12 protein-coding genes are annotated in these 12,242 nt (G+C 66.0%); 1 reads left to right on the top strand and 11 read right to left on the bottom strand.

Features of this window, described 5'->3' with window-relative positions; translation table 11 throughout:
- Nucleotides 1–53: 53 nt before the first annotated feature.
- From KQI12_RS03020 to KQI12_RS03010, 3 genes are all read right to left on the bottom strand, one after another.
- Nucleotides 54–1,595: an O-antigen ligase gene (locus KQI12_RS03020; protein ID WP_216570480.1), complete on the bottom strand. Its 1,542-nt coding sequence runs from the start codon at nucleotides 1,593–1,595 to the stop codon at nucleotides 54–56.
- Between the two features lie 32 nt (nucleotides 1,596–1,627).
- Complete coding sequence (locus KQI12_RS03015; RefSeq protein ID WP_216570478.1) at nucleotides 1,628–2,731, bottom strand: glycosyltransferase family 4 protein; 1,104 nt, start codon at nucleotides 2,729–2,731, stop codon at nucleotides 1,628–1,630.
- An 87-nt stretch (nucleotides 2,732–2,818) separates the two neighbouring features.
- Nucleotides 2,819–3,379 carry a GNAT family N-acetyltransferase gene (locus tag KQI12_RS03010; protein ID WP_216570476.1) on the bottom strand — a complete coding sequence of 187 codons (561 nt, stop codon included), beginning with the start codon at nucleotides 3,377–3,379 and terminating at the stop codon, nucleotides 2,819–2,821.
- 135 nt (nucleotides 3,380–3,514) lie between these two features.
- Here KQI12_RS03010 and KQI12_RS03005 point away from each other — a divergent pair, with 135 nt between their 5' ends.
- A complete protein-coding gene (locus tag KQI12_RS03005; protein WP_216570473.1) occupies nucleotides 3,515–4,003 on the top strand; it encodes a pyridoxamine 5'-phosphate oxidase family protein in 489 nt (162 codons plus the stop codon).
- A gap of 60 nt (nucleotides 4,004–4,063) precedes the next feature.
- Here the strand turns inward: KQI12_RS03005 and KQI12_RS03000 are convergent, their stop codons facing one another.
- The 8 genes from KQI12_RS03000 to KQI12_RS02965 all read right to left on the bottom strand — a co-directional run bounded on the left by KQI12_RS03000 (nucleotide 4,064) and on the right by KQI12_RS02965 (nucleotide 12,176).
- Complete coding sequence (locus tag KQI12_RS03000; protein ID WP_216570472.1) at nucleotides 4,064–4,747, bottom strand: ClpP family protease; 684 nt, start codon at nucleotides 4,745–4,747, stop codon at nucleotides 4,064–4,066.
- Nucleotides 4,748–4,878: 131 nt separating this feature from the next.
- Entirely contained in the window at nucleotides 4,879–6,288 is a 1,410-nt protein-coding gene (locus tag KQI12_RS02995) for an aminopeptidase (RefSeq protein ID WP_216570471.1), read from the bottom strand.
- Nucleotides 6,289–6,427: 139 nt separating this feature from the next.
- Nucleotides 6,428–7,030: a dephospho-CoA kinase gene (gene coaE, locus KQI12_RS02990; protein WP_216570470.1), complete on the bottom strand. Its 603-nt coding sequence runs from the start codon at nucleotides 7,028–7,030 to the stop codon at nucleotides 6,428–6,430.
- Nucleotides 7,027–8,052 (bottom strand): L-threonylcarbamoyladenylate synthase, encoded by a 1,026-nt coding sequence (locus KQI12_RS02985; protein WP_216570469.1) that lies wholly within the window; start codon nucleotides 8,050–8,052, stop codon nucleotides 7,027–7,029. The genes coaE and KQI12_RS02985 overlap by 4 nt, the downstream gene beginning before the upstream one ends.
- Before the next feature lie 32 nt (nucleotides 8,053–8,084).
- The gene (locus KQI12_RS02980; protein ID WP_216570468.1) at nucleotides 8,085–8,354 is read right to left on the bottom strand and encodes a hypothetical protein; all 270 of its coding nucleotides are present in this window, start codon (nucleotides 8,352–8,354) and stop codon (nucleotides 8,085–8,087) included.
- Nucleotides 8,355–8,373: 19 nt separating this feature from the next.
- Nucleotides 8,374–9,438 (bottom strand): peptide chain release factor 1, encoded by a 1,065-nt coding sequence (prfA, locus tag KQI12_RS02975; RefSeq protein WP_216570467.1) that lies wholly within the window; start codon nucleotides 9,436–9,438, stop codon nucleotides 8,374–8,376.
- A 33-nt stretch (nucleotides 9,439–9,471) separates the two neighbouring features.
- The gene (locus tag KQI12_RS02970; RefSeq protein WP_216570465.1) at nucleotides 9,472–10,260 is read right to left on the bottom strand and encodes a YdcF family protein; all 789 of its coding nucleotides are present in this window, start codon (nucleotides 10,258–10,260) and stop codon (nucleotides 9,472–9,474) included.
- Nucleotides 10,257–12,176 carry an ABC-F family ATP-binding cassette domain-containing protein gene (locus KQI12_RS02965; protein WP_216570463.1) on the bottom strand — a complete coding sequence of 640 codons (1,920 nt, stop codon included), beginning with the start codon at nucleotides 12,174–12,176 and terminating at the stop codon, nucleotides 10,257–10,259. The genes KQI12_RS02970 and KQI12_RS02965 overlap by 4 nt, the downstream gene beginning before the upstream one ends.
- Between the last annotated feature and the right edge of the window lie 66 nt (nucleotides 12,177–12,242).

Below are 12,242 nucleotides of genomic sequence, written 5' to 3'. Positions count from 1 at the left end.
AAAAAGATAGACAGACTGCGGCAGGGACGGCCAGACAGCCGTCCCTGCACCGGTCACTGGGAGACCCGCTTGGCGGACATCCGGCCCAGCTTCACACAGGCCATGATCACGCCGAACAGGAACCAGTAGATGAACATGTTCCGGGGATAGAACCAGGTGTACTCCGCCACGCCGATCACCAGGATGCCGCAGAAGGCCCCCAGCGCGCCGGCCAGGATATGGCGCACGTCCCGGTCCGCCGTGTGGAAGAACTGCTTCACGCCGCTCTTGATACCGTAGGCCAGCAGGGCCACATAGGACAGCACGCCCCAGATGCCCGTCTCGCCCCACATCTGGAGATAGTTGTTGTGGGTATGGATGGGCCAGCTCCCGTCGAACATGGTGGGATAGGCGTGGAACGCCTTGTTCATCACGTCGGAGCCCAGGCCTACGCCGGGATACCAGTAGTCCTTCATCAAGCTCGCGGACGCCTCGTAGATCGCGAAGCGGTAGCTGGTGGAGGTGTCCTTCATGTTGCCGATGGTGAGGATCCGGTTGTAGATCGTCTCCGGCAGGAAGGGGATCGCGCACAGGCCCAGCAGGGCGATCGCGGGCACCAGCCGCCAGTTCTCCAGCGCGATCATCACCAGGACCGCCAGCGCCAGCCCGATCCAGCCGGACCGGGAGTAGGTCAGGCCGATGGACCCCACGCAGGGGATCAGGGCCAGCAGGGACCACAGCTTCCCCCGCCAGGTCTTGGCAGCCAGGAAGATGCCCATATCCAGCGGGATCATCATCACCAGCAGCTCCGCGAAGTTGTTGGGGTTGTCGAAGAACGAGTAGATCCGGCCGGGCATGCCGTAGTTCAGGTTCATGTCCTGCTGGGAGGCCACCACCTCCACGCCCACATAGCCCTGATAGCAGCCGTAGATGGACGCGATCGTGATGCCCGCCACCGCCAGCGCCACCATGAGCCGGAGCTGGCTGAACTTCTTCACCGAGCTGACCGCCAGCAGGACGATCAGGAAGGCGGTGATATGGAAGAAGAAGAACCGCAGGGACAGGCTCCGGGACAGGCTCCCCACGAAAGCCCCGCCGATGCAGATCAGATAGCAGAGCATATAGGGCCCCAGGATGGACGGCTCCAGCCGGTGCTTGGGGCGGCTGGCCGCGCCGATCACGAAGAGGGCGGTCAGCGCCAGCGTGCCAAGCAGACCGTAGAGATTGTTCCAGACCGCGTGGGGTGCGATCAGCATCCCGAACAGGAACAGGCCCAGGAACAGGAACGTGGCGCCGCCCATGGCGGACACCGCCCGGAAGAGCAGGCTCCCGTCCCAGATGCCCTTCCCGGCCCGGTAGATCCAAGCCGCCAGGGCACAGGGCAGATCCAGCAGGAACTCGAACAGGGCCCGCATCCGGCTCTCCCGCCAGGCGCGGGGCAGGGTCCCCTCCCGCCACAGGAAGCGGCAGACCGCGCTCCCGCGGGCCCAGCGGAGCAGGGTCTGCCCCAGAGCCTCCAGGCCTCGTCCGACAGCGCTGTCTCCCCACGCCCCGGCCAGCGTCCGCCAGAGCCGCAGGAAGAAGCCCAGGAACAGGCTGTTTTCCACGATGGACATATACTGCAAGTCTCCTTTTTTATCGCGTTGGGTCAGCGCGCCGCGGCGGCCTCATAGACGGCGAAGGTCTTTTCCATCCACTTGTGGATCTCGAACTTCTCGTCGATGGTCCGCAGGGCGCCGGCTTTGCACCGGGCCAGCAGATCCGGATCCTCCATCAGCCGCTTCATGGCGTCGGACATCGACACGGGATCGTCGTACTTCACCAGCAGGCCGCACCCAGCCTCGTCGTTCACGATGTCGGAGTTGCCGCCCATATCGGTGGCGATCACGGGCAGGCCCGCCGCCATGGCCTCGATGATCAGATAGGACAGGGCCTCATGCTCCGAGGAGTTGATGTAGAGGTCCGAGCCCTTGTACAGGTTCTTGATATCCTTTCGGAAGCCGATGAACTTGACCTGCTCCGTGAGGCCCAGAGCCTCCACCTGCTGTCTGGCGGGCTCCAGCAGAGGACCGTCTCCGGCCAGCACCATGGTGAAGGGCACGCTGGAGATCTCGGTCAGCCGCTTCAGGGAGTCGATCAGGTATTTATGCCCCTTGTCCTCGGCGAAGCGGGAGGCGCAGAGCATGACGAACCGGTCCTCCGGGATGCCCAGCTCCGGCCGGAGGGTGGACTCGGACCGGTCCCCCGCCCAAGCGGCAGGATCTACCGAGTTGAACACCACATGGATCCGGTCCCCGGACCAGCCGTTGGCGATGAGCTGTTCCTTCCCCTTGTTGCACACGGCGATCATGCCGTCCTGCCGCTTGTCCATCCAGCGGTTGGAGAGCCGGGTCACGGCATCGTTGGCCAGCACGAAATGGTTGGTGTACACCACCCGGATGTGCTTGTCATACTGCTTCGCCAGCAGGGCGGTGTAGTGCTCCCGCAGGTAGTGGCAGTGGACCAGGTCGATGTCCCACTCCTCACAGAGTCTGGCCAACTCCTTCGCGGCCTTGAAGTCGAAGCGGCGGCGCATCTCGATCCGGCGGCAGGGCACGCCCAGCGCCTGGAGCCGCTCCACCAGCAGGCCGCCCTCGTTGTAGGCGAAATGGGCCTCCACCTTTTTGTGGTCCAGATAGCGGACCAGCGTCTCCACATATCGCTCCGTGCCGGCCTTTCCGGCAAAATTCAGCAGATAGAGGACCTTCATCATGGGAAGGGGACCTCCCTTTCTTCGGTATTTTTCAGGCGGGCACGAGCCCGTTCTCTTTATTGTACCGTCTGCGGCCCGGTTTGTCCACTATTTTTCCAGCACCGCCCGGACGGCCTCCGCCGGGAGATCGTGGACAGAGCGGACCGGAGCGGGCGCCCCTTCTCCCCCGCCGATGGGCTTCTCGAACCAGGCCACATCGTGCCAGGCCCCATCCTTCCAGCCGGTACGGCGCAGGAGGCCCGCCTGCCGGAAGCCAAGGGCCCGGTGCAGGCCCTCGCTCTTCTCATTGGGCACGGTGACCAGACTGTACACCATCCGGACCCCCTGGAGCGCCAACAGGTCCAGCACGGCCCGCGCCAGCCGTTTCCCCAGTCCCCTGGACACTGCCGTCCGGTCCAGATAGACCGAAAGCTCCGCGTTCCAGCCGTAGGCCGCCCGCTCCATCTGCCGGTGGGCATAGGCGTAGCCCAGCACACGCCCGTCCTCCTCCCAGACCAGATAGGGGTATCCCCGGCCGATGGACCGGATCCGTTCCCGGAACTCCGCCTCCGTGGGGATCTCATATTCAAAGGTGATCGGCGTTCGGATGTACTGGTCATAGATCTCCAGCAGGCGGCCGCAGTCCTCTTCTCTCACGAAACGCAGCATGAGCAGGGTCCTTTCTCTACATGGGATGTCCTCTACTCTACCACGCTCCGCCCCCGGCCGCAAGCCCCTCTTGCCTCCCCCGCCGGCCTGTGGTAGAGTGTGTAGGATACCACACCGTGAAAGGATGTCATCGATATGTTCCGTGATATGAGGCGAAAGCGCCAGCTCCTGTCCCCCGAGGCCTGTGCCGCAGTTTTAGAGCAGGGGACCTCCGGCGTCCTGGCCGTGAACGGCGACGGAGGCTTCCCCTATGCCGTCCCTCTGAGCTATGTCTATGAGGGCGGCCGGCTCTGGCTCCACTGCGCCAAAGAGGGCCACAAGATGGACGCCATCCGCCGGGACCCCAAGGTCTCCTTCTGCGTGGTGGATCAGGACCAGATCGTACCGGAGGAGTACACCACCTACTTCCGGAGCGTGATCCTCTTCGGCACCGCCCGTATTTTGGAAGACGAGGACGAGGTCCGCGCCGCCATCGACGCTCTGGCCCGGAAGTACCATCCCGCCGGCACGCAGGAGCACCGGCAGGCCGCCATCGACCGGGAGCTCCCCCTCCTCTGCGTGGTGGAGCTCCAGATCGAGCACATGACCGGAAAAGAGGCCATCGAGCTGGTCCGGGGGAAATGACGGACGAGACCGGACACGCCCGGCGGAAGGGATCGCTCTCTCCCGCCGGGCGCGTCGTTCTCAGGGCGCGGACTTCCGGACCTCGATCATCCGGTGGAGCTCTGACAGGGCGTCCGCCAGACCGCCTACCCGGTCGATGAGGCCGATGGACACAGCTTCATCCCCATGGATGACGCTCCCCACATCGGCGGCCAGCTCTCCCGTGCGGAGCATGAGGCCGGTGAACACCTCCCGCTCCACCCGGCTGTTCCGGCAGACGAACTCCAGGATCCGCTCCTGGATCCGGGCGAAGTAGTGGAAGGTCTGGGATACCCCGATCACCGTTCCGTTCAGCCGCACCGGATGGATCGTCATGGCGGCAGATGGAGCGATGAACGAGGTCCTGGCCGCCACCGCCAGCGGCACTCCGATGGAGTGCCCGCCCCCCAGCACCAGCGAGACCGTGGGCTTCTCCATGCCGGAGATCAGCTCCGCGATGGCCAGCCCTGCCTCGATGTCCCCGCCCACCGTGTTGAGGAGGACCAGGAGCCCGTCTATGTCGTCGCTCTCCTCCACCGCCGCCAGCAGAGGCAGGACGTGCTCATATTTCGTGGTCTTGCTGGAGGAGTCCAGCACCTGGTGTCCCTCGATCTGGCCCACGATGGTCAGCGTGTGGATCGTCCCACGGGCCGTGCGGATCAGAGACGATCCCAGCTCCCGGATGTCCTGCTCCTGCCCGCCCGGCTCGTTCTGCTTTTCGTCCATGGCAGTCCCCTCCCTGTCAGTCCTTTCCGCCAGCTTGCCCAGAGGCCGGCCCGATCATACACAGAATGCCCCGCGCGGACCGGCTGTGGCCGGTCCGCGCAGGGCATTCTCTTTGCTTTGGACAGGGCGTTTCACTTGGCCTCGTAGATGGCCTTCATGCCCTTATAGGTCATATAGCAGTCCAGCTTGCTCACCGTCTCGAAGGGGGCATGCATGGACAGCACGGGGACGCCCGCGTCCAGGGTGTCGATGTCCCGGTTGGCCATATAGCAGGCCACGGTGCCGCCGCCGCCGGCGTCCACCTTGCCCAGCTCGGCCATCTGCCACACCACGCCGGCGTCATCCAGCGTCCGGCGGACATAGGCCACCACCTCGGCGGAGGCGTCGGAGGAGCCGGACTTGCCCCGTGCGCCGGTGTACTTGGACAGGCCCATGCCGTAGTTGACCCGGGCGCTGTTGCGCTTCTCATAGACCTCGGCGAAATTGGGATCGTAGGCCGCGGTCACGTCGGCGGACAGGCAGAAGGACTTCTCATAGCAGGCCTTCAGGGGCACCCGCTGGGTGTCGCACAGGTCGGACATGAAGGTGTCGAACGCGGCGGACTGCATACCGGACACGCCCTCGGAGCCGATCTCCTCCTTGTCGGCCAGGATGCACACGGCGGTGCGCTCCGGAGTGCCCAGCTCCAGGATGGCGGCGAACTCGGCGTAGGCGCACACCCGGTCGTCATGGCCGTAGGCGCCGATCAGAGAGCGGTCGAAGCCGATGTCGCAGGCCCGGAAGCCGGGGACGATCTCCAGCTCGGCGGAGATGAAGTCCTCCTCCACGATGCCGTACTTCTGGTTCAGGATATCCAGCACCGCCAGCTTCACCCGGTCGGAGCCCTCATCGTCCTTGAAGGGACGGCTGCCCACCAGGATGTTCAGGCTCTCGGCGGGGACCGCCTCGCCCAGAGGCTTTTTGGACTGCTCCACGCCCAGATGGGGCAGCAGGTCATCGATGGTGAACAGCGGATCGCCGGCGCCGGTGCCGACGGACACCTTCAGCACAGTGCCGTCCTTCAGCGCCACCACGCCGTGGAGCTCCAGAGGGATGGTCACCCACTGGTACTTGCGGATGCCGCCGTAGTAGTGGGTCTTGAAGAAGGCCATCTCACTGTCCTCGTACAGCGGAGAGGGCTTCAGATCCAGACGGGGGGAGTCGATATGGGCCGCGCCGATGTTCACGCCCTCAGCCAGAGAGCGGCTGCCGACCACGGCCAGCATCAGTCCCTTGCCCCGGTTGGAGCGGTAGACCTTGTCGCCGGGCTTGAGCTCCATGCCCCGGACGAAGGCCTTGAAGCCGCGGGCCTCCGCCTGACGGATGGCCTCGTCCACGCACTCCCGCTCGGTCTTTCCCGCGTCCAGGAACTTCTTATACTCCTCGCAGTAGGCCCGCATAGCGGCCTCCTCGTCGGCGGAGATGCGGTCATAGCCGTTCTTAGGAGCGTAGCACAGCGCCTCCCGGCGCAGGTCGCCCAGGCTCTTTTTCTTGTCGTCCATCGGAAAACTTCCTCCTTATATCGTCTCTGAGACATCGTACAACAGCGTATATCCTGTCGTTTCATCAGAGATATGTCCGTGTCTCAGGATCATGTATCCCATATGGTACCACACCTGTCCCCGTTTTTCCAGCCCCGGATCAGTCCGCCAGGATCCGGCGGAACAGGTCCAGGGCCCGGGCGGCGAAGCTCTCCGCCGTGTCCCGGGGACCGTTCTCCAGGATCGCGCCGCAGTGGGCCCGGTAGAAGGCGTCGTCCGGCTGGGACTCCACCCGCTTCCGGGCATAGCTCTCCGGGATGTCCTCCCGGGCCATGATCCGGCGGATCCGCAGATCTTTGGGGGCCAGGATGCCTACGATCACGTCGCAGTCCTTCCCCACCCCGCTCTCGATCAGGCGGATGGCGTCGATCGCCACGGCGGGGACGCCCTGAGCCTTTGCCTCCGCCGTCCGGCGGGCGATCTCGGTCCGGATGGCCTTGTGGGTGATGGCGTTCAGGTCCTCCAGCGCCTTCCGGTCGGAGAACACGATCGCCCCCAGCCACTTGCTGACCACCTGTCCGCCGCGATCCAGGATATCCGTCCCGAAGCGGTCGGTCAGGGCCTTCTTGAGCGCCTCGTCATCGGTCAGGAGCTCGTGGTACATGGCGTCCGCGTCGATGACGGCGGCCCCCAGGCCGGTCAGGGCCCGGAGGGCCGTGGTCTTTCCGGCCCCGGTGGGACCGGTGATGCCGATCGTTTTCATGGCTCTGCCTCCGCGTCGATGATATGGAACCCGGCGGCCTTGTTCAGCCGGTTGGACACGGCCAGCCCGATCCCCACCGGGTCGGGGCACTGGGCCCAGATCTGGGCCGCGTCGGTGCCGTCGAAGGCTCGCAGGGCGTCGAACACCCGCCTGGCCTGCTCGCTCTGATCGTCTTTGGGACCGATGGTCTCCACAGGGTGGCCCTCGAAGAGGGCGGCGAACTCATCGAAGCAGATGACGCCGTCCCGGTCTCCGATCCTGCGGCGGATGCACCGGGCGCTCTCCGCCGGGTCGCCCCGCACCACCGTCACCGGGGCCTTGGGGGCATAGTGGCGGTATTTCATGCCGGGCGCCCGGGGCTGCTCCCCCGCGCCCATGAGCCGGGTGACGGCGGGATCCACCGCCACCTCGCCCAGTACGGCCCGGAGCTGCTCCAGCGTGATCCCGCCGGGGCGCAGCAGCCGGGGCGGCCGGACCGTCAGGTCCACGATCGTGGACTCCACGCCCACGGAGCAGGGGCCGCCGTCCACGATGCCCTCGATCTTCCCGTCCATGTCTTCCAGCATATCCGCCATGGTGGTGGGGCTGGGGCGGCCGGAGGTGTTCCCGGAGGGGGCGGCCACCGGGACCCCGGCGGCCGTGAGGATCGCCCGGCACACCGGGTGGGAGGGACAGCGCATCCCTACCGTGTCCAGCCCCGCCGTCACCACGTCGGGCACCATGGGCTTCCGCTCCAGGATCATGGTCAGTGGACCGGGCCAGTAAGCCGCCGCCAGCGCGCAGGCGGCCTCCGGCACATGCTCACAGTACCGCTCCAGCCAGTCCGCCGAGGGGATGTGGAGGATGAGGGGGTTGTCCTGGGGGCGGCCCTTGGCCGCAAAGATCCGGGCCACCGCCTCCGGGTCCAGGCCGTTGGCCCCCAGGCCATAGACCGTCTCCGTCGGGATGCCCAGCAGGCCGCCGGAGGTCAGGATCTCCGCCGCCTGGGCCGCTTCTTCTGCCGTAAAGCGTTTCGTTTTCATCACTGCACCTGATTTCTGCTCAGATATCCCGATCACTCATAGATGCCGGTGGGAGTGCCTGCCAGCTCGATGGTGGTGTCCCTGGGAAAGCCCCGGCGCTGGAGATAGTGCTTCACGGCCAGGATCCCATACTTGGGGTCCACCCGCTCGTCCTCCAGCTCCAGGTCCAGCCAGCCCCCGTCCGCCTCAGGGCCGGAGCCCACGGGCCAGCCGTCCTCCTCCAGGAGCCCAGCCAACTCCAGCTGGAGGGCCCGTCCGTCCATGCCCTCCGGCAGGGCGGTATAGTGGATGCGAAGTTCCATATCGTTCTCCTCTTTTCTGTCACTGTCCATGTTCGGCCTGGAGTCGCTCCGCCTGATCCGCGGTGACCAGAGCGTCGATGAGCTCGTCCAGACCGCCGTCCATCACCGCGTCGATCTTGTAGAGGGTCAGGCCGATCCGGTGGTCCGTCACCCGCCCCTGGGGAAAATTGTAGGTCCGGATCCGCTCGTTGCGCATGCCGGAGCCCACCTGTGTGCGGCGCTGGCTCTCGAATTCCCGGTCCACCCGCTCCCGCTCCGCCTCATAGAGCTTGGAGGCCAGGATGCGCATGGCCTTGTCCCGGTTCTGGAACTGGCTCCGCTCCTGCTGGCACTCCACTACGGTGCCTGTGGGCTTGTGGATCAGCCGGACGGCAGAGGAGGTCTTGTTCACGTGCTGGCCTCCGGCGCCGGAGGAGCGGAACACCTGCATCTCGATGTCGGCGGGATCCAGCTTCACGTCCACCTCCTCCATCTCGGGGAGGACCGCTACCGTGGCGGTGGAGGTGTGGATCCGGCCGCCGCTCTCGGTCTCCGGGACCCGCTGGACCCGGTGGACGCCGCTCTCGAACTTCAGCCGGGAGTAAGCCCCCTCCCCCTCGATCACCATGGAGAGCTCCTTCACGCCCCCCAGCTCGGTCTCACTAAGGCTGGCCAGCTCTACCTTCCAGCCCCGGGACTCGGCATACATGGTATACATCCGGTGGAGGGAGTGGGCAAAGAGCGCGGCCTCCTCGCCGCCCACTCCGGCCCGGATCTCCAGGATCACGTTCTTGCCGTCGTTGGGGTCCTTGGGCAGGAGGAGGATCTTCAGCTCGCCCTCCAGCCGCTCGATGTCGGCCTTGGCCTGCGCGAACTCCTCCCGTGCCATGTCCGACAGCTCCGGGTCGGACATCAGGGCCTCGGCGTCAGCCCGGTCGGCCTTCCGGCGCTCCAGCGCCCGGCAGGCCGTCACCACCGGCTCCAATTCCTTCTGCTCCCGATTCAGTTTGGCCACCAGCTCCGGGTCCCCGTAGGTCTCCGGCGCGCTGAGCTGGGCCTCCAGCGCCTGGAAGCGCAGGTCCAGGGCCTGCAATCTATCGTTCATAGTCGCTCCTCAACTGTCGTGTGTCGTGTGGGCTCACCGGTCCAGCGCCCAGGACTTGAACAGGGCCGGGACCTCCCGGGCATAGCTGTTCAGCCGGGCGGGCAGATCGGTGCTGGGAGCCGCCAGCGTAGACGGCCCCTCTGTCCCGCCCCAGACCCGGCGGAAGAGCATCCGGGCCCGGGCCAGATGGAAGCCGCTGGACACCACCAGCACCTCCCCGGCCTCCGGCGCGTCCCCCCGCTCCCGCAGGAGCCGGAGGCTGTTCCGGAAGTTCTGCCAGGTGTTCCGGGACTGGTCCTCCCGGAGGATCCGGTCTCCGTCCGCCCCGTGGGCGGTGAGATAGTCGTACATACACTGGGCCTCGGAGAGATGCTCGTCATCCCCCTTGCCGCCGGAGACCACCACGGTCATGTCCGGATGGTCCGCCAGATAAGCCAGAGCCGTGTCCAGCCGGTCCTTCAGCAGGACCGACGGCCCCCAGGGCTTCACCTGGGCCCCCAGGACGATCATCACGTCCGGCGACCCGGCGATCTCACTGTGGGCGCCCGCGATCACCACAGCCTCCCCGGCTCCGAAGCTCACGAGGCCGAGGATGGTCAGGGCGACCGCAGTCCGGCGGAGCCATCGGTCCCGCGGCGGTCCGCAGAGCTTCGCCGCCCCCAGCAGGAGGGCCAGCAGGGCGAAACAGCCCAGCACCAGCCCCAAAAACTTGTAGGCCCCCGAGGCGAAGAGCCGGGTCAACACCGCCGCGGCCGTCAACAGCAGGGCAGGCAGGAGAGGCGGGACAGGCCGCCCCCGCCGTTCCCGGCAGGCCGGCCTCATGCCTGTGCCTCCTCCAGCGCGGCGGAGAGCTCCTCCCACTTCTCATAGAGGGCGGCCAGCTCCCGCTCCATGGTCTCCTTCTGACCGCACAGCTCCTGGAGGCGCACATAGTCGGAGGAGGCCTCCGCCATCTGGGCGTCCAGCGCCTCGATGGCCTCCTCGGCCCGGGCCACCTCCCGCTCGGCGGCGTTGACCTGCTTCTCCAGCATCTTGGTGCCGCCGGAGCGCTTGGGGGGCTTGGCCGCCGCCTCTTCCTTCCTCTTCTGCTTGGCCGGGGCGGCGGACCGGGCGGTCTGCTCCAGCTGCTTCTGCCGCTCCTGATAGGCCCGGAACTCCTCGAACGTGCCCCGGAAGTCCAGGATCTTCCCGTCCTGGATCATCCAGATCCGGCTGGCGAACTGGTTGATGAAATAGCGGTCGTGGGACACGAAGAGCAGGGTCCCCTCGTAATCGGTGACGGCCTCCTCGATCCACTCCCGGGAGGCGATGTCCAGATGGTTGGTGGGCTCGTCCAGGATCAGCAGATCGATGCTCTCGTCCATGAGCATACACAGCCGCAGACGGCTCTGCTCGCCGCCGGACAGGGTGGACACGGGCTTGAACACGTCCTCGCCCCGGAAATTGAAGGCGGCCAGCCGGTCCCGGGCCGTCTGGGTGGAGCAGTCCTGGGCATAGAGCATGGTGTCCACCAAGTTCCGCTCCGGATGGTCGAAGTGGATGATCTGGGGCAGGTAGCCGATCTTCACGGTAGGGCCCCGGCGGATCTTGCCCCGGTCCGGGACCTCCTCCCCCATGATCATCTTGATGAAGGTGGATTTCCCGGTGCCGTTGTCGCCCAGCAGGGCGATCCGCTCGCCGCCCTCCACCAGCAGGTCCACATCCCGGAACAGGGTCCGGCCGTCGAAGCGCTTCTCCAGGTCCTTCATCAGCAGGACCTCGTCGCCCTGGAAGTCCCGCTCGCTGAAGCGGACCTCCAGCTTCTTCTCCTTCTTTGGCTTGTCGGTCCTGCGCAGGCGCTCGATCCGCTTCTCCATGGAGAAGGCCCGCTTGTGGAGCTTGTCGTTGCCCATGAAGGCCCACAGGTGCATCTTGTCCGCCGCGCCCTGGAGCTGGGCGATCTTGGCCTGCTCCTTCTCATACTGCTTGAGCTTCTCCTCGTAGCGGCGCTCCTTCTCCTCCGCGTAGAAGCTGTAATTGCCGGCGTAGAACTCCGCCTTGCCGTCCTGGATCTCGATGACCCGCTCCACCACCCGGTCCAGGAACCAGCGGTCGTGGGAGATCGCCAGCACGGTGCCCTTGAACTTGTCCAGATACTCCTCCAGCCACTCGGTGGCCCGCAGGTCCAGATGGTTGGTGGGCTCGTCCAGCAGGAGGATGTCGGTGTCCTCCAGGATCAGACGCCCCAGGTTCACCCGGGTCTTTTCTCCGCCGGACAGGGAGGCGAAGAGCTGGCGGCGCATCTCCGGAGAGATCAGCAGGCCGTTGCAGACCTTGCCCAGCTCGGTGGCGGTGTCATAGCCGCCGCCCGACTCGAAGGCGGCGGCCAGCTTGTCATAGCGATGGAGGATGGCCGGGTCGTCATCGTGGGCCATGCGCTCGGTCAGCTCCCCCATCTCCCGCTCCATATCGTGGAGCCGCTGGAAGGCTGTGTTCAGCACGTCCTCCACCGTGTAGTCCGGAGGATAGACGGGGATCTGGGAGATGAGGCCCATGGTCTTGCCCGGGGCCACCACCACTTCGCCCTCGTCATAGTCCAGCTCTCCGGTCAGGATCTTCAGGAAGGTGGTCTTGCCGGCGCCGTTCCGGCCCAGCAGGCCCACCCGCTCGCCCTGGTCGATCTGGAAGGTCAGGCCGTCCAGGATGCGTGTGCCGACCTCGAATTCCTTCACAAGGCCGGATACGGATATATCGATCATATCGTCCTCTTTTTCTCGTCGTTTTTTCGGTCCGGCGGGCGGCCCCGCCGGTCACGGGAAAGGCCG

It is taken from the genome of Pseudoflavonifractor sp. MSJ-37 (assembly GCF_018917965.1).
Lineage (GTDB): Bacteria > Bacillota > Clostridia > Oscillospirales > Oscillospiraceae > Pseudoflavonifractor_A.
This window is presented reverse-complemented; position numbering and strand designations above follow the sequence as displayed.